The 25,052-nt window shown below is 50.4% G+C and carries 24 protein-coding genes; 13 read left to right on the top strand and 11 right to left on the bottom strand.

Annotated elements, in window-relative coordinates; all coding sequences use genetic code 11:
* Window positions 1–2 precede the first annotated feature (2 nt).
* Together btuF and LC084_RS14115 are read left to right on the top strand one after the other, a co-directional pair.
* Window positions 3–809 (top strand): vitamin B12 ABC transporter substrate-binding protein BtuF, encoded by an 807-nt coding sequence (gene btuF, locus LC084_RS14110; RefSeq protein ID WP_264193540.1) that lies wholly within the window; start codon window positions 3–5, stop codon window positions 807–809.
* Window positions 810–868: 59 nt separating this feature from the next.
* Window positions 869–1,492, top strand: a complete 624-nt coding sequence (locus LC084_RS14115; RefSeq protein ID WP_226571843.1) for a TRIC cation channel family protein — start codon at window positions 869–871, stop codon at window positions 1,490–1,492.
* Window positions 1,493–1,575: 83 nt separating this feature from the next.
* Here the strand turns inward: LC084_RS14115 and erpA are convergent, their stop codons facing one another.
* Both erpA and clcA read right to left on the bottom strand, forming a co-directional pair.
* Window positions 1,576–1,920 (bottom strand): iron-sulfur cluster insertion protein ErpA, encoded by a 345-nt coding sequence (erpA, locus tag LC084_RS14120; protein WP_226571844.1) that lies wholly within the window; start codon window positions 1,918–1,920, stop codon window positions 1,576–1,578.
* 131 nt (window positions 1,921–2,051) lie between these two features.
* The gene (clcA, locus tag LC084_RS14125; protein ID WP_226571845.1) at window positions 2,052–3,473 is read right to left on the bottom strand and encodes a H(+)/Cl(-) exchange transporter ClcA; all 1,422 of its coding nucleotides are present in this window, start codon (window positions 3,471–3,473) and stop codon (window positions 2,052–2,054) included.
* A gap of 177 nt (window positions 3,474–3,650) precedes the next feature.
* On the opposite strand from clcA, the gene hemL reads away from it, so the two are divergent.
* Entirely contained in the window at window positions 3,651–4,934 is a 1,284-nt protein-coding gene (hemL, locus tag LC084_RS14130) for a glutamate-1-semialdehyde 2,1-aminomutase (RefSeq protein WP_226571846.1), read from the top strand.
* A gap of 75 nt (window positions 4,935–5,009) precedes the next feature.
* On the opposite strand, the gene fhuB is transcribed toward hemL, so the two are convergent.
* The 5 genes from fhuB to hrpB all read right to left on the bottom strand — a co-directional run bounded on the left by fhuB (window position 5,010) and on the right by hrpB (window position 14,101).
* Window positions 5,010–6,992 (bottom strand): Fe(3+)-hydroxamate ABC transporter permease FhuB, encoded by a 1,983-nt coding sequence (gene fhuB, locus LC084_RS14135; protein ID WP_226571847.1) that lies wholly within the window; start codon window positions 6,990–6,992, stop codon window positions 5,010–5,012.
* Complete coding sequence (gene fhuD / locus LC084_RS14140) at window positions 6,989–7,882, bottom strand: Fe(3+)-hydroxamate ABC transporter substrate-binding protein FhuD (protein ID WP_226571848.1); 894 nt, start codon at window positions 7,880–7,882, stop codon at window positions 6,989–6,991. The genes fhuB and fhuD overlap by 4 nt, the downstream gene beginning before the upstream one ends.
* Window positions 7,882–8,682, bottom strand: a complete 801-nt coding sequence (fhuC, locus tag LC084_RS14145) for a Fe3+-hydroxamate ABC transporter ATP-binding protein FhuC (protein WP_226571849.1) — start codon at window positions 8,680–8,682, stop codon at window positions 7,882–7,884. The genes fhuD and fhuC overlap by 1 nt, the downstream gene beginning before the upstream one ends.
* Window positions 8,683–9,012: 330 nt before the next feature.
* Entirely contained in the window at window positions 9,013–11,553 is a 2,541-nt protein-coding gene (mrcB, locus tag LC084_RS14150; RefSeq protein ID WP_226571850.1) for a bifunctional glycosyl transferase/transpeptidase, read from the bottom strand.
* A gap of 100 nt (window positions 11,554–11,653) precedes the next feature.
* The gene (hrpB, locus tag LC084_RS14155) at window positions 11,654–14,101 is read right to left on the bottom strand and encodes an ATP-dependent helicase HrpB (protein WP_226571851.1); all 2,448 of its coding nucleotides are present in this window, start codon (window positions 14,099–14,101) and stop codon (window positions 11,654–11,656) included.
* 97 nt (window positions 14,102–14,198) lie between these two features.
* On the opposite strand from hrpB, the gene thpR reads away from it, so the two are divergent.
* From thpR to panD, 9 genes are all read left to right on the top strand, one after another.
* Window positions 14,199–14,738 (top strand): RNA 2',3'-cyclic phosphodiesterase, encoded by a 540-nt coding sequence (thpR, locus tag LC084_RS14160; RefSeq protein WP_226572114.1) that lies wholly within the window; start codon window positions 14,199–14,201, stop codon window positions 14,736–14,738.
* Window positions 14,738–15,442 (top strand): DNA/RNA nuclease SfsA, encoded by a 705-nt coding sequence (sfsA, locus tag LC084_RS14165; RefSeq protein WP_226571852.1) that lies wholly within the window; start codon window positions 14,738–14,740, stop codon window positions 15,440–15,442. Before thpR ends, sfsA begins: the two co-directional genes overlap by 1 nt.
* A 178-nt stretch (window positions 15,443–15,620) precedes the next feature.
* Window positions 15,621–16,076: an RNA polymerase-binding protein DksA gene (gene dksA, locus LC084_RS14170; protein ID WP_226571853.1), complete on the top strand. Its 456-nt coding sequence runs from the start codon at window positions 15,621–15,623 to the stop codon at window positions 16,074–16,076.
* 67 nt (window positions 16,077–16,143) lie between these two features.
* A complete protein-coding gene (gene gluQRS / locus LC084_RS14175) occupies window positions 16,144–17,040 on the top strand; it encodes a tRNA glutamyl-Q(34) synthetase GluQRS (protein ID WP_226571854.1) in 897 nt (298 codons plus the stop codon).
* Between the two features lie 50 nt (window positions 17,041–17,090).
* Window positions 17,091–18,488 (top strand): polynucleotide adenylyltransferase PcnB, encoded by a 1,398-nt coding sequence (gene pcnB, locus LC084_RS14180; protein WP_226572115.1) that lies wholly within the window; start codon window positions 17,091–17,093, stop codon window positions 18,486–18,488.
* The gene (gene folK, locus LC084_RS14185; RefSeq protein ID WP_226571855.1) at window positions 18,485–18,964 is read left to right on the top strand and encodes a 2-amino-4-hydroxy-6-hydroxymethyldihydropteridine diphosphokinase; all 480 of its coding nucleotides are present in this window, start codon (window positions 18,485–18,487) and stop codon (window positions 18,962–18,964) included. The genes pcnB and folK overlap by 4 nt, the downstream gene beginning before the upstream one ends.
* Window positions 18,965–19,116: 152 nt before the next feature.
* Window positions 19,117–19,911 (top strand): 3-methyl-2-oxobutanoate hydroxymethyltransferase, encoded by a 795-nt coding sequence (panB, locus tag LC084_RS14190; RefSeq protein ID WP_226571856.1) that lies wholly within the window; start codon window positions 19,117–19,119, stop codon window positions 19,909–19,911.
* Window positions 19,912–19,923: 12 nt separating this feature from the next.
* A complete protein-coding gene (gene panC / locus LC084_RS14195) occupies window positions 19,924–20,778 on the top strand; it encodes a pantoate--beta-alanine ligase (RefSeq protein WP_226571857.1) in 855 nt (284 codons plus the stop codon).
* Window positions 20,779–20,861: 83 nt separating this feature from the next.
* Window positions 20,862–21,242 (top strand): aspartate 1-decarboxylase, encoded by a 381-nt coding sequence (gene panD, locus LC084_RS14200; RefSeq protein ID WP_226571858.1) that lies wholly within the window; start codon window positions 20,862–20,864, stop codon window positions 21,240–21,242.
* A 48-nt stretch (window positions 21,243–21,290) separates the two neighbouring features.
* Here panD and LC084_RS14205 read toward each other — a convergent pair whose 3' ends face one another.
* The 3 genes from LC084_RS14205 to LC084_RS14215 all read right to left on the bottom strand — a co-directional run bounded on the left by LC084_RS14205 (window position 21,291) and on the right by LC084_RS14215 (window position 23,537).
* Window positions 21,291–21,731 (bottom strand): PTS sugar transporter subunit IIA domain-containing protein, encoded by a 441-nt coding sequence (locus tag LC084_RS14205; RefSeq protein ID WP_226572116.1) that lies wholly within the window; start codon window positions 21,729–21,731, stop codon window positions 21,291–21,293.
* A 112-nt stretch (window positions 21,732–21,843) separates the two neighbouring features.
* On the bottom strand, window positions 21,844–22,614 hold the full coding sequence (locus LC084_RS14210; protein ID WP_226571859.1) for an ABC transporter permease: 771 nt from the start codon (window positions 22,612–22,614) through the stop codon (window positions 21,844–21,846).
* Window positions 22,611–23,537, bottom strand: coding sequence for an ABC transporter ATP-binding protein (locus tag LC084_RS14215; RefSeq protein WP_226571860.1), 927 nt, complete (start codon window positions 23,535–23,537; stop codon window positions 22,611–22,613). Before LC084_RS14215 ends, LC084_RS14210 begins: the two co-directional genes overlap by 4 nt.
* 106 nt (window positions 23,538–23,643) lie before the next feature.
* On the opposite strand from LC084_RS14215, the gene can reads away from it, so the two are divergent.
* On the top strand, window positions 23,644–24,306 hold the full coding sequence (gene can, locus LC084_RS14220; RefSeq protein WP_036106097.1) for a carbonate dehydratase: 663 nt from the start codon (window positions 23,644–23,646) through the stop codon (window positions 24,304–24,306).
* Window positions 24,307–24,372: 66 nt separating this feature from the next.
* Here can and hpt read toward each other — a convergent pair whose 3' ends face one another.
* Window positions 24,373–24,909, bottom strand: a complete 537-nt coding sequence (gene hpt / locus LC084_RS14225) for a hypoxanthine phosphoribosyltransferase (protein WP_226571861.1) — start codon at window positions 24,907–24,909, stop codon at window positions 24,373–24,375.
* Window positions 24,910–25,052: the final 143 nt, after the last annotated feature.

The following is a 25,052-nucleotide window of genomic DNA, read 5'->3' on the forward strand; positions in this document are numbered from 1 at the left end:
ACCTGCTTCTACGTGTATTCTTTTTATTGCTCTTCCCGGCGTGGCTTATGGCCGCGCCGCGTGTTGTTACGCTCTCACCCGGCAACACCGAACTGGCTTTTGCCGCTGGGATAACGCCTGTCGCAGTCAGCGCCTGGTCTGATTACCCGCCAGCATCAAGGTCCATTGAACAGGTTGCAAACTGGCAAGGCATCAATATCGAACGTATTGTTGCATTAAAACCTGACCTGGTGGTTGCCTGGCAGGGAGCCAATGCCCAAAGGCAGGTAGATCAGTTGTCATCATTGGGCATTCATGTTCTGTGGCTTGACCCGCAGAATGTCTCTCAGGTTGCAGATGCCATTCGTCAGTTAGCAGCGTGGAGCCCCCACCCGGAACAGGCATCAAAAGCGGCAAATACGTTGATGTCAGAATTTACAATACTGAAGAAGCAATACGCAGGGACACCACACAAGCGAGTGTTTCTCCAGTTCGGCGGCCAACCCTTGTTTACCACAGGCCGGCACTCAATTCAGAACCAGGTTCTGCAGGTATGTGGGGGTGAAAATATTTTCGCCGACAGTGCCGTTCCCTGGCCGCAAGTTAGCCGTGAACAGGTTCTGGTTCGTAAACCTCAGGTTATCCTGATTACCGGCAATGAGGCACAAATCCCAAAAGTTGAACAATTTTGGCACAATCAACTTTCAGCGTCGGTAATTGCGGTAAATAACGACTGGTTTGAACGTGCAGGGCCACGTATTATCCTCGCCGCGCAGCAGATATGCACTGCGCTGGCTGGTCTGCCAGATGAAAGCAAGCCAGCACATTAAACTCTCCTGTGGGGTGGCCCACTGGAAAATGTTTTTGCTTAGGCATTAAGAGGAAAACCATGTTGGTGTACTGGCTGGATATCATCGGCACCGCTGTTTTTGCTATTTCAGGTGTTTTGTTGGCAGGCAAACTGCGTATGGACCCTTTTGGTGTACTGGTACTCGGGGTGGTAACAGCCATTGGGGGCGGCACAATACGTGACATGGCGCTGAATAACGGACCTGTCTTTTGGGTAAAAGACCCAACGGACCTGGTCGTGGCGATGGTTACGTGCATGCTGACCATTTTGTTAGTTCGCCAGCCCCGGCGTTTACCTAAGTGGATCCTGCCAGTGCTTGATGCCGTTGGCCTGGCCGTTTTCGTAGGGATTGGCGTGAATAAAGCTTTCGCAGCAAATACTGGCCCACTGGTTGCCATTTGTATGGGCGTGGTAACTGGCGTAGGCGGTGGGATTATTCGCGATGTTCTGGCACGGGAAGTACCGATGATCCTGAGAACTGAAATCTATGCAACAGCCTGTATTGTTGGCGGGATTGTCCATGCGACCGCCTATTACACTTTTGGCGTTCCCCTTGAAATTGCCAGTACGTCAGGAATGGTTATCACACTGGCTATACGCCTTGCCGCCATTCGCTGGCACCTGAAGCTACCCACCTTTGCCCTGAACGATAAAAACCCCTGACCAACCTGCATGGTTTCGAGCCAACCAAAACAATAACGCCGTGCAAGCGCACGGCGTCAGGCAAAGCAAAATTAAGCTGATTATCAGATACTGAAAGAAGAACCACAGCCACAGGTGCTTTTTGCATTGGGGTTGTTCACCACAAAACGGGAACCTTCCAGCCCTTCGGTATAGTCTACTGACCCACCAACCAGATACTGCAGACTCATTGGGTCAACAACCAACGCTACGCCTTGTTTCTCGATGGTCATATCGCCTTCGTTTATCTGGTCATCAAAGGTAAAGCCATATTGAAAACCACTGCAACCACCGCCGGTTATATACACACGCAACTTCAGATTCGGGTTCTCTTCATCCGCGATCAGACTTTTTACTTTATTTGCTGCTGCATCAGTAAACTGCAACGGCAGCGCGACATCATCACTCATTTTCTGCTCCCAACGAAGAAACAACTGACGCAAAACACAGCCTAAACTGGCCAATGGCTTCACACAAAGCGTAAATACACCAGCCTTGCGCCAGTACTTATTGGTGATTATCTAATACCCTGGTGAATCGTTCAAGTATTCTCCAGCGAAGCGGCCTGTGGTTGAGCCGATTTAGCCTGTGCATCCTGTTTTGCTAATGTACGCGCCAAAATAGAAGAATACAGCGGTTTTCCGCCTAAAAATTGTGCTAATAGCGTAGCGCCAAGACAAGTGATAATCATTGGCAAAATGAGCTGATAATTATCTGTCATCTCCAGCACCAGCACGATACCTGTCAGTGGTGCACGCACTGAAGCAGCAAACAGCGCCCCCATTCCAGCAATGGCAAATGTACCTGCTTCCAGATGGTAGCCAGGGAACCAGGCGGTACAGGCCATGCCATATGCTGTACCAAAGAGTGTGCCCAATGCCAGCATCGGAGCAAAAATACCACCAGGCGCACCAGAGCTAAAACACAATAACGTGGTAATAATGCGGGCAATAAAGATAAATAACAGAGTTCCTACGGCATAGTTTCCTGCTGCAGCAATAGGGATTAGATTAAAGCCGCCACCAGCTGCTTCAGGTTCAATAAACCCCAGGACACCACACACACCACCCAGTATCCCACCGATCAGTACCCATTTTTTTGTTTCACCACCATGTAAGCGTTGAAACATATCCTGAGTACGAAAAATAAGTGAGTTAAAAATCGGGCCAACAATCCCGAAGACCATGCCCAGAATGAGGTATAGCCATAATGTATTGACCGGCGCCACACTGAGCTTACCCACTTCGATTACCGATACTTCTCCATTGAAATAACGGAAAACAATCGTGGACATAATCACGCCAATAAATACGGCTTTAATCGAAATCAGGCTGTAACGGAATTGCGGACGCATCTCTTCAATAATGAATAAGATCCCCGCCAGTGGCGCATTAAAGGCTGCTGATAACCCGGCTGCTGCCCCAGTTGCCAGCAATGTATGGCGAGACTCAGCACCACGAATACGGAATATATCGAGCACCATGCGCCCAATATTCCCACCCAGTTGCACAGTCGGCCCTTCACGCCCAAGCACCATACCGGCACCCAGCGTACCCAGGCCACCAATAAATTTCACTGGAATGACTCGCCACCAGCGCACTGGACGCAACTCCTCAAGCGCACCTTCTATTTCCGGAATACCTGAACCACCGGCTTCCTGGGCAAAACGACGAACCAGCCAATACCCCACCATCGCCAGTAATGCTGAGGCAATAAACGCCAGCGGCCATACCAGAAAATGAGAATCAGCAAAATTGAGTAGCATGCTAACCCGGTAATGTAATACCCAATTAACAGCTTTCTCAAAACCAACCCCGGCAAGACCAGCCAGGGTACCTACAACAGCGGCCATAATGAGAACTGCAAGTGGCGTTTTGTCCCGCCTTACCAGACGGCGAACCATGTCGCCGCGCCGTAACCGAATAATCTGTTGTGCTTCAAAAGAAGGTGTTTCAGGTTTCATGAGTTATCAGTGCGATTAGTAATACAAATGAGGCAGCATTTTACCTGCCCCGCTCAGGTTAGTCCTGTCCAAAATCAATACATAATGTGTTGTTTTAATCGGGCAAAACTTTCATAACGTTGACCGAATCACTTAGAATGACCCGCACGCTTACATATACCCTTCAGGAGTCCGTTGATGAGTAAGTCAGAAAACTTATATGCCACAGCCAGAGAATTGATCCCTGGTGGCGTCAATTCCCCCGTCCGCGCTTTTACAGGCGTAGGCGGTGTACCGCTGTTTATCGAACGTGCTGACGGGGCCAGACTCTACGACGCCGATGGCAAAGCCTATATTGACTACGTGGGTTCCTGGGGGCCAATGGTGCTTGGCCATAATCACCCGGCTATCCGTAATGCGGTGATCGAAGCAGCTCAACGAGGATTGAGCTTTGGTGCGCCAACCGAAATGGAAGTTAAGATGGCGCAACTGGTGACTGAGTTAGTCCCAACCATGGATATGGTTCGTATGGTTAACTCAGGAACGGAAGCAACAATGAGCGCAATCCGCCTTGCTCGAGGGTACACCGGACGCGATAAGCTAATCAAGTTTGAAGGTTGTTATCATGGGCATGCAGACTGCCTGTTGGTAAAAGCAGGATCTGGGGCACTCACCCTCGGGCAGCCTAATTCCCCTGGTGTTCCGGCTGATTTTGCACGTCATACACTGACCTGTACTTATAATTCGCTGGACTCAGTACGCGCTACATTTGAGCAATATCCCAACGAAATCGCCTGTATTATCGTTGAGCCTGTCGCTGGCAATATGAACTGTGTCCCGCCTCTGCCTGAGTTTCTACCCGGCCTGCGCGCACTGTGCGATGAGTTTGGCGCATTACTGATAATTGATGAAGTGATGACAGGATTCCGTGTTGCGCTGGCAGGCGCTCAGTCTTACTACAATGTAGAACCAGACTTAACCTGCCTTGGTAAAATCATTGGTGGCGGTATGCCTGTCGGTGCGTTTGGGGGGCGGCGAGAAATTATGGAAGCGCTGGCACCAACCGGGCCGGTATACCAGGCAGGAACACTTTCTGGTAACCCTATTGCGATGGCAGCAGGTTATGCCTGTCTGACTGAAGTAGCACAACCCGGCGTACATGAAACACTGGATGCCCTAACAACACAACTGGCTGAAGGCCTCAAAGAGGCGGCGGACCAGGCTGGTATTCCTTTTGTAGTAAACCACGTAGGGGGTATGTTTGGCCTGTTCTTCACGGATGCGCCAGCTGTCACCTGCTACCAGGATGTAATGGCTTGTGATGTTGAACGATTTAAACGTTTCTTCCATCTGATGCTTGAAGGCGGGATTTATCTGGCGCCTTCTGCGTTTGAAGCGGGCTTCATGTCTGTAGCTCACACACCGGAAGACATTAATGCCACCATTGATGTTGCCCGTAATGCATTTGCACAACTCGCCTGATTGCCGTTTTTTGTAACCTCGTAAAGCACAGTGCGAACAGACAGCCCGGCTCACTGGCCGGGCTGTCTCCACTGGTTAATGAGTTTGCTTGCGTAGTAAGTAAACAAAATAGGGAGCCCCAATGAAAGTCGCAAGCAACCCGGCGGGAACCTGATAAGGGAACAATAACATTCGGCCCAGCCAGTCAGCAGACATCATCAACAACCCACCTAACAGTGCTGCAATGACCAGTTGCGGGAATGTTCTGCGAAATCCCATCATGCGAGTGATATGCGGAGCCATCAACCCGACAAAACTTAATGGCCCTATGGTCAGCGTTGCTGCTGCAGTCAGCGCTGCTGCCAACAATAGCAACCCAATACGCACAGGTGTCAGAGCCAACCCTACCGAGCGTGACATTTCACTTCCCAGCGGGAGTACAGTCAACCAGCGCCTGCACAGTGGTGTAAATGCTAAAAGCACAACCATGATTACAGTTGCCCGGACAGCCTGCTCTGCAGAGACATTATAAGTTGAACCAGAAAGCCATGTAAGAACTTGTGCCATACGGGGGTCACCGCTTGCCTGAAGCATCATCAACAGCATTGTAAAAGCAGTGCTGAGCGCCATCCCAGCCAGCAGCATACGTTGCGGGGAAAAGCCCCCTTTCCCGGCAACTAACAAAATCACCACCAATGTAGCTGCTGCGCCAAGGCACCCGGCTGGCAACAACCAGGCAAACGCATCTCCTGGAACAAAGAACAGCATTAACACCACGCCGAATGCGGCCCCAGAGCTGATACCCAGTACCTCGGGGCTTGCCATGCCATTCCCCGTAAGACGCTGAATAATACAACCAGCAACAGCCAGCATACACCCGGCACTCAGGGCAGATAACACTCGGGGCCAGCGCCAGAACAACAGTGTGTCCAGCTCATGCCCTGTGGCAAAGAACCAGCCATGGCTGTCGCGCCCCAAAGATAACGCCACCCCCGCCAGTAATAACAAGATGCCAGCGCCAACCAGAGCAAACCACACAACATGTTGGCGCTCCGGGGTCACACTGTCGCCCTGAGCTAAAGACGGTGCGTTCAGTGAACGCAGGCGTGGCAGTAGCCATAATAACAATGGTGCGCCAATCAACGACGTAATGGTACCGGTTGATATTTCACGCCATTCCCGGGTCAATAACACAATAACCTGGTCTGATAACCATAAAATCAACGCACCGATCAATGGTGCAAGCAACAGGCGACTGGTCAGCCTGCGGGCACCCAACAGTTTTGCCAGCAACGGCGCAAACAACCCAATAAAGCCAATAATCCCGACGGCATTCACAAGCATTGCACTAATGCCAATCGCCAGAATCAATGTGCAAAAACGGGCCAGTGATAACATCAACCCCAAATTACGGGCAACACCATCATCCAACCCCAATAAGGTTAACGGGCGTAGCAATAACAAGGTCAGTAATATCCCAACGGCAAGAACTGGCCATAATCGGGTAACGCCCAGCCAGTCGGTCTGGTTCAGCGCACCTGTGCTCCACAAAAACATACTCTGTAAGTCATCATGGTGAAAAATAACCAAAAGCTGGTTCACTGCACCGCAATACAGGCTGACCACCAGCCCCGCCAGAATAAGCGTAACCGGTGACAAGCGCTTGCCCCAGGCGACACCAAAAACCAGTGCCCCTACCAAACAGGCTCCAACCAGGGCGGAAAATTGCTGGGCAAAAATACCGCCCGGCACAGCCCACAATGTGGATACCGTAATACCCAGTTGTGCCCCAGTCGCCACACCTAATGTAGTAGGTTCGGCAAGAGGGTTACGCAATACCTGCTGAAATAACACACCGACCAGCCCAAGGCCTGCACCCACCATCAATGACATAGCCAAACGGGGTAATGCGCTGTAGTGGAATAACATCTGGTTTACAGCGTCAGGGGATGGTGACCAAAATGCAGCAGACCACGCAGAGGCAGGTAATAAAGCTTGTAAATTAAACAGTGTCAGCCCTGTGCTACATAACAAAATGGCGACGAATCCCCCAAGAGGAACAAGCAAAGTGCGCTTCATTTATGTCCCCCCAGCGTTTGGCTCAGGACACGGCCAAAATGCATGGCTGAGAGTGTGGCACCATAGAACCAGACTGCCGGAACGAGATGAAAACGGTTCTGGCGAACAAAAGGCATCGACTTCCATAACGGCGTATTGATGATGGCTTGCGCTGTTGCATCGTCGCCATGCCCGAAACACAACACGTCGGCATCACGGATATCAGCCAGGCGCTCTATACCAACAATCGCGCTGCCCCAAAATGTCATCTCGCCATGCCAGGCGTTTTCAATCCCCAATGGTTCCAATACTTGTTGGAATAGACTGTTATTGCCCAGCACCAGAGCGTGGTGCGACTCAAGTAAACTCATCAGCAATACCGGGCGTTTGCCACGGTGTGCAAACCGCGGTTTCAGGCTACCGATAAATTTGTCGTAATTTTCAAGATGAGTTTGAGCAGCCTGTTGCATATCGAGCAATTCTGCCATTTGAACTAAAGAGTGGCGGGCCATATCCAGAGGGCGTTTACCATCGGTGAAGGTAAACCCCTGCCCTGGTGCGATGCGGGCCAGTTTGGAAGCTGATGGGCCATAACCCGCAGACCAGACAATCAGCGAGGGTTTCATACTGGCCAATAATTCAAGATTAGGTTCAGTACGCAATCCCAAATCAATAACAGAATCTGGCAGTGTCGGCTCATTGACCCAACGGCGATAGTTGGGAATATCCGCCACACCGTAAGGGGTGACACCCAGAGCAATTAATAATTCAACTGGTAGCCATTCCAGCGCAGCTACACGTTGAGGGTTTATCCTCTCCGCCAGTGCATTATGCGATTTCAGCCATAACGGTGATGAAGCCAACAGCGTGAGTAACTGGCGGCGTGATATAGAAGGGAATAGCGATTTCATCAGCAAACAAAACTCACAGGCGCACCACCCGCCGGATGAGGCAAGGTTCCCATAGGAATACCGTAGATCCCGCCCAAAATATCAGGCTGCATGATATGCTTAGGTTCCCCCTGGGCAATCATCTGCCCACCACGGAGTGCCACCAAATAGTCACAATAGCGGGCAGCCATATTGATGTCATGCAGCACCGCTATCACAGTTAAACCACGTTGCTCACTGAGCCGATGAATCAGCGCCAGTACCTCAACCTGGTGAGCGATATCCAATGCTGATGTCGGTTCATCAAGCAGCAAGCACTGGCTATTCTGCGCAACCATCATTGCTATCCATGCACGTTGGCGTTCCCCACCGGATAAGCTGTCTACCAGACGTTGGGCAAAGGGCTTCAAACCAACCAAAGCAATAGCATCTTCTACATGCTGCCGGTCCTCGGCACTAAAGCGCCCTAAAGCGCCATGCCAGGGGTAGCGCCCAATAGCAACCAGTTCACGAACAGTCATACCTTCAGCGGGTGGTAACTGTTGCGGCAAATACGCTACACGCCGTGCACACGCTTTACTGTTCCATGTTTCTAGTGGAGCTTCACCCAATTTTATCAGCCCATCACTGGGCATCTGGTGGCGACCCAACATTTTCAACAATGTGGATTTTCCTGAACCATTATGGCCGATCAGGCCGGTAACTTTACCTGGCGGGAAAGTCAGGCTTAAAGGGTGAAGTAACGTACGCCCAGGAACCCGAAACGTAACATTATCAAGGCTGAAGGTGATAGGAGTTGTATTGTTCTGTGTATCCTGCATGGTGCCAACATCGCCCTGGCGGAGTGTGAATAGAAAAAACCGGTGCAATAGCACTTGGTAACATAATGCATTCCCAGCGAGTATTACGCCCAGACAGGAGATAACAGGAACGTAAACGAGAATAATTATTATAATCGATGAATAATATGCGAACTGGGCTATGTGAAGCAAGCCTGAGAGGTGGGTTTACGTATTGTCGGAAATTTCCCTCGGGCCGGAAAACATATTGCATTCCGTGGAACAGGCAAGAAAAAGCCCCTGACAGCGCCCGCTTCTCCCAAGGGTTTTGAGGGAAACGGTACGCCTTTGCTCAGGGGCTATGGCGGTTTGTTAATTACTACCAAACATCTCTTTTATCCAGCCAGCAACACCATCACTTTTCTCTTGCTGCTGAGGTTGTTGCTGTGGTTGCTGGGACGGTTGACCTTGCTGCCCATCAGTCTCGGAAGGTTGTTGAGACATAGGTTGAGACTGCTGGCACAACACCGATGGATCTGTGGTCCAAACGGGTAATGTGCGAACACCACCACCGTTACACTGGAACTGCCCCATATCATCCACGCTCATATCAACAATGTCTTCCGGTGGTACCAGGTCCAACGGCATTGGTGACTCGTTAGAGAGATAGCGCTGATACAGGGTCATTGCCCCACTCGAACCATAAAAACGTGTTGGCTGGTTATTATCGCGCCCAAGCCAGGTAATGACGACTTCACGGCCATCAATCCCCGCAAACCAGCTATCTACCAGATTGTTCGTGGTCCCGGTTTTCCCGGCCAAATGCAGTTTCGGGAACTTCACACTCAGTGCATGACCGGTACCACGGTTCACCACCTGTTGCATGGTGTAAAGCGTCAGGTAAGCAGCCTGAGCAGGCACTGCCCGTTCCGCCTGCGGGAAGCTCTGGTACAGCACGGTACCATCTTCGCCAATCACTGAACGCAAGACCGATAATTTTGCCCGGTTTCCGCCACTGGCAATAGTCTGGAATGCCTGAGCCACTTCAATCGGGGTAAGGTTCAATGCACCCAGCAACATTGCAGGTACTGGCGTCAGTTGATCTTTAGAAACCCCCAGTTTTTGCCAGGTATCAACAATAGAGGACAAGCCCAACGTCATACCCAGGTTAACCGTAGGCACGTTCATGGAATGCGTCAGGGCATCGACCAGCATCACCTGCCCACTGAAACGCTTATCATCGTTTTGTGGTGACCAGGTTTGACCATTGGACAAGCGCAACGTAATGGGCGCATCAGCAATCCAGGTATTCAGACGATACTGGTTAGGCTGGCTCAGTGCTGTCAGGTAGGTTGCCGGTTTTGCCAAAGAACCAATGGAGCGACGAGCCTGCAGCGCACGGTTATACCCGGCAAACTGAGGATTAGCCCCACCGACAATCGCCCGAACTTCCCCGGTAAAGCGGTCAACAACAACCATTGCCGTTTCCAGATCGCTCAATTTACGCTGTTTACGTAATTGCGGGATCCCTTCAGTCACTGCTTTTTCTGCCGCATCCTGGGAAACCGGGTCAAACGTTGTGAAGATTTTTACCCCGGAAAGATCTTTGATTTTATCGCCAAGTTTCTGCTGCAATTCCTGTTTAACCAGTTGCATAAACGCAGGCTGTGGTGAAATCACGCCGCCACGTGGCTGCACACCTAACGGGCGCGCACTTAGCGTGTCATAGAGATCCTGGTCAATCACCTTCTGTTCCTGCAACAAGCGCAATACGATATTACGCCGCTCCAGTGCCAGTTTTGGCCGGCTCCACGGGTTATACAATGACGCCCCTTTCACCATACCAACCAGCAACGCCTGTTGATCCAGGCTCAGCTCTTCTACCGGACGGCCAAAGTAATACAGGCTGGCAAGCGGGAAACCACGAATCTCATTATTGCCACTCTGCCCCAGGTAGACTTCATTCAGGTAGAGTTCAAGAATACGGTCTTTGCTGTAGCGGGCGTCCATAATTAGCGCCATATAGGCTTCATTGGCCTTACGCCACAAAGAACGCTCATTGGATAAAAAGAGGTTCTTGACCAACTGCTGGGTCAGAGTACTCCCACCCTGAACTGCGCGCCCTGCGGTGATATTTGCGATAAATGCACGGCCAATGGAGTACAAGCTTATTCCATCGTGCTCATAGAAATGCCGGTCTTCAGTGGCAATCAGCGTGTCTACCAGCAAGTCAGGGAAACCCGAACGTTTCACAAACAAGCGTTCTTCACCATTGGGCGAAGAAAGCATGGTTATCAGACGTGGGTCGAGGCGTAACAGGCCAAAGCTGCGGCCATTGTCCATGTTCTGGATGGAATCAAGGTGGTCACCATCAAACACCAGGCGCGCTCGAACCTGGCCTTCTTTGCCATCCGGGAAATCAAATGGACGGCGGATCATCTCAATACTGTTCGCCTGGACGGTAAACTCACCTGGACGCGTCATCCGCGTCACCTGGCGGTACTGCGTTGCTTCCAGCAAATTGATCATCTCTTTTTTGCTGGTAGGCATATCCGGTTCCAGGTTTACCATACGGCCATAAACGGCTGCCGGTAATTGCCAAACCTGCCCGTCAATACGGCTGCGGATTTTCTGGTCGAGGTAAACCCCATATGCAGCGACAATCACTGCAAAAATAATGAACAGTTTTACCAGTAGCCACAGCAACCAGCGTTTTTTACCTGGTGGGCTCTTTTTCTTTCCTTTCCGTTTACTCGGCATGGGCTCCTCGTCTTCGTCCTCATACTCATCGTCGTAATCGTCGTACTCGTCATCGTAATCATCATCACGATGCCCGCGACGGCTTGCTTTCGGTTTTGAAGGACGGCCAGATTTGGGTTTACGTCCGATTGGTTCGCGGTCATTCCCCGCCATGCTTTTTCTCCAAAAAACGCCAGGCGCAGGCGTTTGATTCTCATTGCTTGCGCCAATTCTGAAACAAGAAATCTCTCAAAAAAACAGATTACCGCCTGATTCAGACTGGCGGCTGGTACTTTTTCGTCCTGCGGGTCGGTGCGGTTGTCGCGGGTGAGTCCGGCCAGACATGTTTGGGATAACGCCCTTTCATCTCTTTTTGAACCTCCCGATACGCCCCTTGCCAAAACCCGCTCAGATCACTGGTTACCTGCAGCGGGCGCATTGCCGGTGAAAGCAGTTCCAGTGTAAGCGGAACACGGTTCTGTGCAATACACGGAGTCACGGCCTCGCCGTACATTTCCTGCATTCTTACCGAGAGTACAGGGGGTTTATCACTAAAATAACGAATGGCAACCCGACTCCCGGTGGGCACAGTGTAATGAGTTGGTAGCTCACTATCCAGACGTTGGCGTAATGACCAGTCCAGTAAATTGCAAAGAGCTTTAACTAAATCCACATTCAGCAAAGCCTGACGAGAACTAACCTGTTGAATTTCAGGTGCCAGCCAGGTGTCGATATTTGCCAATAATGCGCCATCATCCACACAAGGCCAGTTGTACTCAGGTAACCAGTTCGCCGCACAGGCAATGCGCACCCGCATTTGTTGTGATGCTTCCGTCCAGTTCAGGACAGACAAGCCTTTATCACGTATGCCGTTCAAAATGGCCTGAGCCATATCCGCTTGAGAAGGTTTCGCTAGTGGTTGGCTCTTCACCACCAACTCACCAATTTGCCAACGGCGAATAGCGCGCAATGTTCCCTGTTCTTCATGCCATTCCACACTGTCGCGCACAGCAACCAAGTGCCCCATTTCGGCCTGTAAAACGTCAATATCCAGCGGTAACGCAAGCAAAATACGGGCATCGGGTGACTGGTTGCCTTGCAATAAACTCACGGCAACCAACCAGTCATAGCGGTGAAGTGCATTATCCTGATTAAGCATGGCCCCCATACCATTCGCCAGTTGATAGCGCCCACTCTGCCCCCGGCGCCGGGCGATACGGTCAGCATAAGCCAGTGTTAATAACCGGATTGCGCACTGGCTATTCACTTCCCCGGTTTTTTCTTTTACTTGGGTGCGTTGTAACAGTTGCCTGGCACGTTGTTGCCACTGTGGCATATTGCGAAACAGTAGGGAGTTCAAATCTCCGTCACTGCCTCTTGGGGGCTCTTCTATGATGGCGGCCAGTTTTGCTGCCGTGGCCCGCTCATCGGCATTACGGGCATTAGCCAGCATCACACCTGCACGGGGCTCAATACCATATGCAGCAACCCGGCGACCCAACTCCGTGAGCCGCCATTGAGCATCCATAACGCCCAACTGTTGTAACAAGGACTGCGCCGCTTTTACTGCTGCCTGAGGAGGTGTATCCAGCCATGTCAGTGCTGTGACATCCTGGCAACCCCATTGCGCAAGCTCCAATAGCAGACTGCTCATATCGCTATGTAAAATATCAGGATCGCTTTGCAGTGGCGCACGCTCTGCCTGCTCTTTACCTACCAAATGGACACAGATTCCAGGTTCAAGCCGCCCGGCACGACCAGCGCGTTGTGTCATAGATGCCTGGCTAATCCGCTGTGTCGCCAGGCGTGTTAATCCGCTACGGATATCAAACTGTGCAGCACGTTCCAGAGTGCTATCCACAACCAGCCGTATACCTTCAATGGTCAGGCTGGTTTCAGCAATATTGGTTGCCAACACCACTTTTCTTAAGCCATCCCCGGCGGGCAGAATCGCTTTGCGTTGTTCAACAAGTGGCAATGCGCCATACAGCGGGCAGAGCACCACGTCATCACTAATAAGGGATGACAACGCCTCCTGCACACGCTGAATTTCGCCCACTCCGGGCAAGAACAATAACAGCGACCCCATCTCTTCGCGTAATAACTGGCTTACAGAACGCGCTACCGCCACATCAAACGGGATATGGCTTGCCAGCGCCTGGTAACGGCGTTCGACAGGAAACGCACGCCCACGTGAAACCACCACCGGAGCATCAGGTAAACAGGCGCTCAGACGTTCGTTATCAAGGGTTGCCGACATAATTAGTAACCGCAGATCGTCACGTAACCCCATTTGTACATCCAGCAATAAAGCCAGAGCCATATCGGCCTGTAAACTGCGCTCGTGGAATTCATCCAGGATCACCAGCGCCACTCCATTCAGCTCAGGATCCTGTTGAATCATGCGCGTAAGGATCCCTTCGGTTACGACTTCAAGCACTGTACGTGGGCCAACACAGGTTTGTGCTCGCATACGGTAACCAACGGTTTCCCCAGGCTCCTCCCCCAGCAACTCAGCAAGGCGCTGCGCAACATTACGCGCAGCCAAGCGGCGGGGCTCCAGCAAGATAATCCGCCCTTTATCACGAAAGTGCGCCAGTAATTGCAGCGGTAACCATGTCGATTTACCCGCACCAGTGGGCGCATTCAGCAAAACCTGTGGTGCCGTGCTTAACGCACAAACCAGCTCTTCCACAACTTCCGCAACAGGTAATAACGACACAGAGCACTCCAGTGGGTTAACATAAAAAGAGCAGCATTGTAGGCTGTAAGCTGTGATTATGCACGGCCCGAAACCTTTACCACACCAACAGACGACTATGCCTGAAACCAAACGGCTCTTTTTTGCTATAGCCTTGCCAACCGCTCTGCAACAGGAAATTATCAACTGGCGCGCAACGCACTTTCCTGAAACAACCGGGCGGCCAGTCGCGGCGGCAAACCTTCATCTGACGCTGGCATTTCTTGGTGATGTTACTCCGGAGAAACAACAAGTATTGATGCAACTGGCCCGCAGAATTCGCCAACGTACTTTTTCTCTGACTCTGGACGATGCTGGGTTATGGGTACGATCACAGGTGATTTGGCTGGGAACTCGTAGCCCGGCAAGAGGGTTACTTTCTCTGGCCGACATGCTACGAGCACAAGCCGCTCGAAATGGGTGCCACCAAAGCCCGCAACCTTTCCATCCTCATATTACGTTATGGAGAAATGCAGCACGCGATGCCCGGCTTCCGGCACCAGGTTTTAGCTGGTCTTTCACCGTCAGCAATTTTGCCCTCTACGAGTCGCAATTCACCCGGGGCCGAACACGCTATACCCCACTGGCTGAATTTCCTCTTGAGAAACCGGAGAGTTAATGGATTTTTCCCCTGTATTACATTCCGCCACCCTGGTGCGCCGCTATAAACGTTTTCTGGCTGATGTTATTACTGAGCAAGGAGAAGCCCTGACACTGCATTGCCCCAATACCGGTGCAATGACCGGGTGTGGCAGCCCGGGCGACAAAGTCTGGTATTCCACCTCAAATAACCCGAAAAGGAAGTATGCCTGTACCTGGGAACTGACAGAAACTCACCGTGGGGATGTCATCTGTGTTAACACACAGCGTGCCAATCAACTCACAGAAGAAGCCTTGCGGGCCGAGCGTATTCCGGCCTTAGCTGGCTATGAAAATGTTAAACGTGAAGTAAAATATGGGCACGAAAACAGCCGGTGCGATTTTATGTTACAGGCATGTAAACAGGTTAACTGCTATATTGAAGTTAAGTCTGTCACGCTCTCGGACGAGGGTCAGGGCTATTTTCCTGATGCAGTGACGACCCGTGGTCAAAAGCATTTGCGTGAACTGATAGCAATTGCGGAACAGGGGGAACGCGCGGTATTACTGTTTGCGGCGTTACACACAGCCATTACCTGTGTTTCGCCCGCCATCCACATTGATGCAGCCTATGCGCAGTTGCTCAAAAAAGCACTGCACAGCGGCGTAGAGGTTTATGCCTGGGGGGCCTCAATCAGCCCTGAAAAAATGGTACTGAACCGCCCGCTCAATGTTGTGGTCTAACAGATTGTTTCGTGTCAGTATGTTGTTGGATAAATGCTGCGCGCGTGAATACGCTTTTCCTCACAGGGTTGTCAAGAGGTGTGTTTATATAATTGCTATCCGGAAAAGCTTCTGTTATTTATAGCGACCTGATTTTCCCCCGACAGGGGATCGATAGTGCGTGTTAAGGAGAAGCAACATGCAAGAAGGGCAAAACCGTAAAACATCGTCCCTGAGTATTCTCGCCATCGCTGGGGTGGAACCATATCAAGAAAAACCGGGCGAAGAGTATATGAACGACGCCCAATTAGCGCACTTCAGGCGCATTCTTGAAGCATGGCGTAATCAGCTCAGGGATGAAGTAGACCGTACCGTAACACACATGCGGGATGAGGCAGCAAACTTTCCTGATCCGGTTGATCGTGCGGCCCAGGAAGAAGAATTCAGCCTCGAACTGCGTAACCGTGACCGTGAACGTAAGCTGATCAAAAAAATCGAAAAAACGCTTAAGAAAGTGGAAGACGAAGATTTCGGCTACTGTGAATCTTGCGGTGTTGAAATTGGCATCCGTCGTCTGGAAGCTCGTCCAACCGCTGACTTATGCATTGACTGCAAAACACTGGCAGAAATCCGCGAAAAACAGATGGCTGGTTAACCCGCCCGCGGTAAATCTCCTTTTCTTCGGCGGGTCTTCCCGCCGAAGCAACTTTCCACGCTGAATCATGTCTGCAAACAGTTATATTGGGCGTTTCGCTCCCTCACCTTCTGGCGAGTTACATTTCGGCTCCCTGATAGCTGCTCTGGGCAGTTACTTACAGGCTCGTTCCTGCCAGGGGGTCTGGCTTGTGCGTATCGAAGATATCGACCCACCACGCGAAGTCGCAGGAGCCGCCGACACTATTTTGCGCCAACTCGAACATTATGAGCTCCACTGGGATGGCGAAATATTATGGCAGTCACAACGCCACCAGGCATATCGCGATGCTTTACAATGGCTGGCAAGCCAGAACATGAGCTACTTTTGCACTTGCACTCGCAGCCAGATTCAAGCCGGGGGCGGTTTTTACCCAGGCTGGTGCCGGGATAAAAACCATAGTGGTGAGCATGCTGCTATTCGCTTACGGCAAACCCACCCGGTTACCCATTTCCACGACAAATTGCGTGGCGTTCTCTATGCCAGTGATGGAATGGCTCGAGAAGATTTTATCATTCACCGCCGTGATGGGCTGTTCGCCTACAATTTGGCTGTCGTGGTTGATGACCATTTTCAGGGTGTCACGGAAATCGTGCGTGGTGCCGACCTGATAGAGCCGACAGTGCGCCAAATCGCGTTATACCGTTATTTTGGTTGGGATGAGCCAGGCTATATTCATTTGCCCCTTGCCTGTAATTCCCATGGGGATAAATTATCCAAGCAAAACCATGCTCCCGCCTTGCCACAAGGCGACCCGAGACCAGTTCTTGTGAGGGCTTTAGCATTTCTTAACCAACCCATTCCACCAGGCTGGCAAGACCTGAATACCGGGGAGTTGTTGGCTTTTGCAGTAAAAAACTGGCAATTAAGTCGTGTTCCAGCAACGGTCAGCACGAATCCGGCATTCTCAAATGATGAACACTGAGCTATGATTAGCCGCTGTTTTATCCCGACCACGATACACAGAGGTGCAACATTTTTACCCGAGTCGCTAATTTTTGCCGTAAGGTGCTAAACCGCGAGGAGTCAGAAACTCCTGAGGTGCTTATGCAGCCGAAGATAACTATTATCCCGCGAGAACAGCATACGATCTCCCGCAAAGATATCAGTGAAAATGCCCTCAAGGTACTTTACCGGCTGAATAAAGCAGGCTATGAAGCGCTGCTGGTAGGCGGTGGTGTCCGAGATTTACTACTCGGCGCTCGCCCAAAAGATTTTGATGTCACAACAAGCGCCACGCCGGAACAGGTACGTAAGTTGTTCCGTAATTGTCGCCTGGTCGGGCGTCGGTTTCGTCTGGCTCATGTTATGTTCGGCCCGGAAATTATCGAGGTTGCTACTTTCCGTGGTCATCACGAATTACATGACAGTGACAGAACCACTTCCCAGCTGGGTCAGAACGGGATGCTGCTGCGGGATAACATCTTCGGGTCAATTGAAGAAGACGCTCAACGGCGCGACTTTACGATTAACAGCCTCTATTACAATGCGGCTGACTTTACTATTCGGGATTATGTCGGCGGCCTGCAAGATTTACAGGAAGGCATTATTCGCCTGATTGGCGATCCGGAAACACGTTACCGTGAAGACCCGGTGCGCATGCTGCGTGCAGTTCGTTTTGCCGCCAAGCTGAATATGACAATCAGCCCGGAAACAGCCGAGCCAATTCCGCGTCTCGCCTCTCTGATTAATGATGTTCCTCCTGCACGCCTGTTTGAAGAATCGCTGAAAATGTTACAAGCGGGTTATGGGTACCGGACTTATCAGTTACTCTGTCAATACCAACTTTTTCAGCCCCTGTTCCCAGCTATTGCGCGCTATTTCACCGAACAAGGTGATAGCCCAATGGAGCGGATTATCACCCGTGTACTCAAAAATACCGATTCTCGTTTGCAAAATGATCTGCGCGTGAACCCGGCATTTTTATTTGCAGCGGTTTATTGGTACCCCCAACAGGAAATGGCGCAAAAAATCGCTCACGAAGGTGGTTTGACTTGGTTTGATGCTTTCTCACTGGCAATGAACGATGTGCTGGATGAAGCCTGCCGTTCACTGGCTATTCCTAAAAGAATAACCACTATTATTCGCGATATCTGGCAATTACAATTACGTCTGTCACGTCGCCAGGGTAAACGAGCATGGAAATTGATGGAACACCCGAAATTCCGTGCCGCATATGATTTGCTGGAAATGCGTGCTGAAGCAGAACGTAACCCTGAATTGCAGCGCCTTACGCAATGGTGGGGTGAGTTCCAGGCAGCAACACCTCCGGCACAAAAAGATATGCTGAACCAGTTAGGTGATGACAGCCCGGCTCGCCGCCGCCGTCACCGTCCCCGCCGTCGGGCACCGAAACGTGAAGGCAATTCATGACCCGCGTTTATATTGCCATTGGCAGCAACCTGGCCTCACCACTGAATCAGGTCGAATCTGCCATTGGTGCATTAAAACAACTACCTGAAAGCAAGGTAGTTGCTGTCTCACCTTTTTTTCGTACCCCGCCCCTTGGCCCGCAGGATCAACCTGATTATCTAAATGCCGCAGTAGCGCTGGATACAACTCTCTCGCCTCTTGAGTTGCTGAATAACACTCAGGAAATTGAACGCCAACAAGGCCGGGTACGTAAAGCAGAACGCTGGGGGCCACGCACCCTGGATCTGGATATCATGCTGTATGGCAATGACACCATTGAGAATGATCGCCTGACCATACCGCATTATGATATGAAGCACCGTATGTTCATGCTCTGGCCTTTATTCCAGCTTGCACCTGATTTAACCTTCCCTGATGGGCAAAGCCTGCGTGACTGCTTGTCTAGCCTGAAAGACGCACCCCCACAGCGCTGGTAAGCGTTTTTTTCGAGCTGGATCATTTCAGTTACTTAAGCGCTGTTTTTCCAGACAGCCGTCAACTGGATTCTGCGCAAAATAACTAACACCTGCCACGACATTCTTCTAGAATGCCCTGTCCTATTTTTTTCCTATGACGCGACGGGGTAACCATGAAACCAACCACCATGACTCACCTGCGCCAGCTAAAAGACCAAAAAAAGAAATTTGCGACTATCACTGCTTACGATTTTAGCTTTGCAAAACTCTTTTTTGACGAAGGGATTCGGGTAATGCTGGTCGGCGACTCTCTGGGGATGACCGTTCAGGGGCACGATTCCACTTTGCCTGTAACAGTTGCAGACATTAGCTATCACACAACGGCTGTACGCCGTGGTGCACCAGAATGCCTGCTACTGGCTGATTTACCTTTTATGGCGTATGCCACGCCGGAACAAGCCTTCGAGAATGCGGCAACCGTTATGCGTGCCGGAGCCAATATGGTAAAAATCGAAGGGGGAAGCTGGCTTGTTGACACCGTTCGTATGCTCACCGAGCGTGCTGTACCTGTTTGTGGCCATCTGGGGCTGACACCACAGTCAGTCAATATCTTCGGTGGTTATAAAGTTCAGGGCCGCGATGCCGCTGCCGCAACAACCTTACTTGAGGATGCCAGGGCCCTTGAGGCCGCAGGTGCACAAATGCTGGTACTGGAATGTGTGCCAGTTGCTTTGGCAGAGCGCATCACACAAGCATTATCTATTCCGGTTATCGGCATTGGTGCGGGGAATGTCACTGATGGGCAAATTCTTGTTATGCACGATGCATTTGGAATAACGGGTGGCCATATACCTAAATTTGCCAAAGATTTTCTTAGTGAAGCAGGTAACATCCGTGCAGCCGTTCGGGCTTATGTCCACGAAGTAGAAACCGGCATTTATCCGGGTGAAGAACATAGTTTTCAGTAACGGGAGTACATTGTGTTAATTGTTGAATCGCTCAACGTCCTGCGCCAACACATTCGTGAATGGCGGCAGGCAGGTAAGCGCATTGCGTTGGTTCCCACCATGGGCAACCTGCACGATGGCCATATGACACTGGTTGATGAAGCCCGTCGCCATGCCGATATTGTTGTTGTTTCAGTTTTTGTTAATCCGATGCAATTTGACCGGGTAGATGACCTGGCGCGTTATCCGCGCACGCTACAGGAAGATTGCGAAAAGCTTAACCGCCGCCATGTGGATTTGGTCTTTGCGCCAGCTCCGTCCGAAATCTATCCCCAAGGGATGGAAACACAGACTTATGTCGACGTTCCTGGCCTGTCCACTATGCTGGAAGGGGCAAGTCGTCCCGGCCACTTTCGCGGTGTGGCGACCATTGTCAGCAAGTTATTAAACCTGGTTCAACCCGATGTTGCCTGCTTTGGTGAAAAAGACTACCAACAGCTGGCTCTGATTCGCAAAATGGTTGCGGACATGGGCTATGGCACAGACATTGTTGGTGTGCCAATTGTGCGGGCTAAAGATGGTCTGGCACTCAGTTCACGCAATGGTTATCTCACCTCAGAGCAGCGTAAACTTGCGCCGGGGCTTTACCAGGTAATGACCACTGTTGCAGAGAAGCTACGGCAGGGAGAGCGAGACCTGGATGAAATTCTGGCACTGGCTGCCACAGAATTGAATGAGAAAGGTTTGCGTAGTGATGACCTGCAAATCCGCGATGCCACTTCGCTTGAAGCGCTGAATGAGCAAAGCAAAGCTGCCGTTATCCTGATGGCTGCATGGCTCGGCCAGGCGCGCCTGATTGATAATATGGTCGTCTCACTGGCCAGCTAGACAGTGTATAGAAAACGGGCAATACTGCCCTGGTTCTGGTGTGTGAAAGCACACCGTCAGTCCATGCCACAAAGGTTTAAACTATGATTCGCAAAATGCTGCAAGGCAAACTCCATCGTGTCAAAGTGACTCTGGCAGACTTACATTACGAAGGGTCCTGCGCCATCGACAAAAATTTCCTTGAGGCTGCCGGGATTCTTGAGTACGAAGCCATTGATATCTATAACGTCACCAACGGGAAACGTTTTTCTACCTACGCGATTGCAGGTGAACGCGGTTCAAAAATCATTTCCGTAAACGGTGCAGCTGCACACTGTGCGGATGTTGGCGACATACTCATTATTGCCAATTATGTTGATGTGCCTGATGAACAGGCCCGTGACTGGCATCCGAAAGTTGCCTATTTTGATGGTGAGAATGAAATGAAACGCAAGGCGAAAGCCGTACCTGTTCAGGTTGCCTGATTCTCGCTCCCTGGGCTGGCAGGAAGCCAGCCCGCTTCTGTAAAAACGCTACTGGCGGGCAACCGGCTTAATAAGAACAAAGGGTGGGTTCTTCTGCTGCTGGTGCCATAAGCTGGTGACACTCTCCCCGCCCAACTCCACGATTTGCTGACGAAATTGCTCACTGCTCAGATTCTCCCTGGCAGGCAACATGGCTTGTAGTAGCAACAGAGAAATGCCACATATCACTTCACATTCAGGGTGCTTATGGCTTAATAACGCAGCTGCTCGGTAAGGTGGTGCCGCTGGAATATCCGTTAAAAAAATAACGCCATCTCCGCTATCGGTATAATGCAGTGCATCACACATTGCGCGGCTTAACATATTATTGCTCATTTCAGGCCAAAAATTGACCGTGCAACATTGCGGCAATACCCCCGCCTGCGCCTCGAGCGCATCGCGAATATCCAGTGCCATATTATTGTGGCAGGCAATTACCCAACCCAGCATCATCAATCCTCCTGAAGTACCATACCAGTGTGCCAGAAGGGAATAATGATGTTGTGACGTTTATCAACAATGGCGGTATTCCCGGCAGAATACTGCCGGGAAACGAGTGACATTAACTACGAAGACCACGCCCACGCTGAATTAAAAACCAGCACAAGGCATAAAATACGGCAATAAAGCCGACTAATACTGCCACTGTAAAACTCAATGAGACATCCGCAATCCCCAGGAACCCAAAGCGGAAGCCACTTATCATATAAACAATAGGGTTCAAATGAGACAGCGCACGCCAGAACGGCGGTAATAAGGTAAGGGAATAAAATACCCCGCCCAAATAGGTCAAAGGTGTCAGCACAAATGTTGGTATCAGGCTGATATCATCAAAGGTTTTGGCGAAAATGGCGTTCAGCAAACCTGCAAGTGAAAACAGAATAGTCGTCAGTAGTAACGTCAGGGCAACAAACAGCCATGAATGCACCTGGAAAGGAACAAAGAATAACGACACAGCCGTTACCAACACCCCAACACACAAACCACGCGCCACGCCACCACCAATAAACCCGGCAATTACGACATGAGTCGGTACCGGTGCAACGAGTAACTCCTCAATATTACGCTGAAATTTGGCACTGAAAAATGATGAGGCCACATTCGCGTAGGAGTTGGTGATTACCGACATCATAATCAACCCGGGCACAATAAACTGCATGTAAGTGAACCCATGCATTTCACCAATACGCGAACCAATCAGGTTACCGAAAATAATAAAATAGAGCGTCATGGTGATAACAGGTGGCACCAGTGTCTGAACCCAAATACGCATAAAACGATGGATCTCTTTAGTCCAGATACTTTTCAGCGCAACCCAGTACAGTTGCATCATTCCCTGCCTCCTTTCTTCTCATGCACCAGCGTAACAAACAGCTCTTCCAGGCGGTTTGCCTTGTTACGCATACTCAAAACCTGAACACCTTGTTTACTTAATTGGCTGAATACGCTGTTTATTCCTTGTTCACGCAAAATTTCAACTTCAAGGGTCGACGTGTCTACCAGACGGTAGTTATAACCATCCAGCACAGGCAACGGACTTTTAGGAGCTAGATCCAGCAGGAATGTCTCAGACTTCAGCTTAGAGAGTAGCGCTTTCATCGAAGTATTTTCTACCAACTCGCCGCTCTGAATAATGCCGATATTGCGACACAGCATTTCAGCTTCTTCAAGGTAGTGCGTGGTCAGGATAATGGTTGTTCCCTGATCGTTAAGATCTTTCAGGAACCCCCACATAGAGCGACGTAATTCAATATCTACGCCAGCAGTCGGCTCATCCAGAATCAGCAAACGCGGCTCATGCATCAAAGCTCGGGCAATCATCAGGCGCCGTTTCATCCCGCCAGATAGCATTCTTGCGCGCTCGTTGCGTTTTTCCCACAGATCCAATTGGTTGAGATATTTCTCACTGCGCCTGATGGCTTCGTGGCGTTCAACCCCATAATACCCTGCCTGGTTAACCACAATTTGCTGGACAGTTTCAAAGGGATTGAAGTTAAATTCTTGCGGCACCAGGCCCAATTGGCGTTTTGCGTTCACAATGTCCCGATCCAGGTCATAACCAAAAACCCGCACCTGGCCTGATGTTTTATTTACGAGGGAGCTGATAATACCAATAGTTGTTGATTTACCCGCGCCATTCGGCCCGAGTAGCGCATAAAAATCACCGGCTTCTACGGTTAAATCAATTCCACGCAGTGCCTGAACACCACCCGGGTAGATTTTTTTGAGTTGTTCTAACTCAAGTGCATACGTCATAGGTTACCAATTACCTTGATTATTACACTGTCTGTGTGGTTTAACATAAAATCGAATTGCTTATTGTAGTCCAATGCGTCTATCTGTTGACAGGTCAGAAACCTCCATGAAAGATATTGAAACACTCATCAGCAATAACCGTGTCTGGTCCAGGTTATTAAAAGAAGAAGAACCTGGTTTTTTTGAACAACTGGCACTGTCTCAAAAGCCGCGCTTTCTATGGATAGGTTGCTCCGACAGCCGCGTTCCTGCTGAACGCCTGACCGGGCTGGAGCCCGGGGAAATATTTGTGCATCGCAATGTTGCAAATCTGGTCATTCATACTGATTTGAACTGCCTCTCTGTTGTCCAGTACGCAGTCGATGTGCTGGAAGTCGAACACATTATTATTTGTGGCCACTATGGCTGTGGGGGCGTTCAGGCTGCTGTTGAAAACCCGGAGTTGGGGTTAATAGATAACTGGTTACTGCACATTCGTGATATCTGGTTTAAACACAGCACACTGTTGGGAGAACTCCCGCAGGAGCGCCGTATGGATACATTGTGCGAACTGAATGTAATGGAACAAGTCTATAACCTGGGCCACTCAACCATTATGCAGTCAGCCTGGAAACGCGGGCAAAAAGTCGCCCTTCATGGCTGGGTCTACGGTATCCATGACGGCTTACTGCGAGATCTGGACGTTTCCGCCACCAGCCGTTCTGTCCTTGAGCAGCAATACCGTAACGGTATTTCTAACTTGAAGCTCACACATCAGAGCCACAAATAATAGCAAAAGGGGCACCATTCGCCCCTTTTCTATTTGTGCTAAATCTGTGGCCAGCTCCGTGGAGCATCACTCATCCAACAGTGTAACTTTACCGATGTAAGGTAGATGGCGGTAATTTTGCGCATAATCAATGCCGTAACCCACCACAAACTCATCCGGAATAGAAAAGCCTACATACTCAACATTTACATTCACTTCACGGCGAGATGGTTTGTCCAGCAAAGTACAAATAGCCAGAGACTTCGGTTCGCGCAGGCTTAAAATTTCGCGCACTTTGCTGAGAGTATTGCCAGAGTCAATAATGTCCTCAACAATCAAAATATCTTTACCGCGGATATCTTCATCCAGGTCTTTGAGAATTTTGACATCACGTGTACTGGACATTCCGCTGCCATAACTGGAGGCAGTCATAAAATCAACCTCATGCGGGACATGAATCTCACGGCATAAATCCGCCATAAACATAAATGACCCACGCAGCAACCCAACCAGCACCATTTCATTACCCCGGTCGCGGTAATGCTCAGTGATCTGACGCCCTAACGCCTCAACACGCGCCTTGATTTCCGCCGTCGGAATCATCACTTCAACAGTATGTTTCATTTCTATAACCATATGATTTAAATATAAATCATCAAACACTGGTCACTTATTAGCCAGCATCATGAATTTGCCCGGCAAGTATAACAGCAAACGGTGTTCAACGCTCTGCCGGATGGAAAAGCAAATTTTGTGATACACATCAC

It is taken from the genome of Mangrovibacter yixingensis (assembly GCF_020523985.1).
GTDB lineage: Bacteria > Pseudomonadota > Gammaproteobacteria > Enterobacterales > Enterobacteriaceae > Mangrovibacter > Mangrovibacter yixingensis.

Bases quoted from the DNA above. Each gene is read 5' to 3' on its own strand.
- fhuC (WP_226571849.1), bottom strand. From the start codon at position 8,682: ATGCAGGATACACAGAACAATACAACTCCTATCACCTTCAGCCTTGAT.
- gluQRS (WP_226571854.1), top strand. From the start codon at position 16,144: ATGTCTGCAAACAGTTATATTGGGCGTTTCGCTCCCTCACCTTCTGGC.
- panB (WP_226571856.1), top strand. From the start codon at position 19,117: ATGAAACCAACCACCATGACTCACCTGCGCCAGCTAAAAGACCAAAAA.
- sfsA (WP_226571852.1), top strand. From the start codon at position 14,738: ATGGATTTTTCCCCTGTATTACATTCCGCCACCCTGGTGCGCCGCTAT.
- mrcB (WP_226571850.1), bottom strand. From the start codon at position 11,553: ATGGCGGGGAATGACCGCGAACCAATCGGACGTAAACCCAAATCTGGC.
- LC084_RS14210 (WP_226571859.1), bottom strand. From the start codon at position 22,614: ATGATGCAACTGTACTGGGTTGCGCTGAAAAGTATCTGGACTAAAGAG.
- LC084_RS14205 (WP_226572116.1), bottom strand. From the start codon at position 21,731: ATGCTGGGTTGGGTAATTGCCTGCCACAATAATATGGCACTGGATATT.
- folK (WP_226571855.1), top strand. From the start codon at position 18,485: ATGACCCGCGTTTATATTGCCATTGGCAGCAACCTGGCCTCACCACTG.
- clcA (WP_226571845.1), bottom strand. From the start codon at position 3,473: ATGAAACCTGAAACACCTTCTTTTGAAGCACAACAGATTATTCGGTTA.
- hpt (WP_226571861.1), bottom strand. From the start codon at position 24,909: ATGAAACATACTGTTGAAGTGATGATTCCGACGGCGGAAATCAAGGCG.
- thpR (WP_226572114.1), top strand. From the start codon at position 14,199: ATGCCTGAAACCAAACGGCTCTTTTTTGCTATAGCCTTGCCAACCGCT.
- LC084_RS14215 (WP_226571860.1), bottom strand. From the start codon at position 23,537: ATGACGTATGCACTTGAGTTAGAACAACTCAAAAAAATCTACCCGGGT.
- panD (WP_226571858.1), top strand. From the start codon at position 20,862: ATGATTCGCAAAATGCTGCAAGGCAAACTCCATCGTGTCAAAGTGACT.
- hemL (WP_226571846.1), top strand. From the start codon at position 3,651: ATGAGTAAGTCAGAAAACTTATATGCCACAGCCAGAGAATTGATCCCT.
- can (WP_036106097.1), top strand. From the start codon at position 23,644: ATGAAAGATATTGAAACACTCATCAGCAATAACCGTGTCTGGTCCAGG.
- dksA (WP_226571853.1), top strand. From the start codon at position 15,621: ATGCAAGAAGGGCAAAACCGTAAAACATCGTCCCTGAGTATTCTCGCC.
- LC084_RS14115 (WP_226571843.1), top strand. From the start codon at position 869: ATGTTGGTGTACTGGCTGGATATCATCGGCACCGCTGTTTTTGCTATT.
- fhuD (WP_226571848.1), bottom strand. From the start codon at position 7,882: ATGAAATCGCTATTCCCTTCTATATCACGCCGCCAGTTACTCACGCTG.
- fhuB (WP_226571847.1), bottom strand. From the start codon at position 6,992: ATGAAGCGCACTTTGCTTGTTCCTCTTGGGGGATTCGTCGCCATTTTG.
- erpA (WP_226571844.1), bottom strand. From the start codon at position 1,920: ATGAGTGATGATGTCGCGCTGCCGTTGCAGTTTACTGATGCAGCAGCA.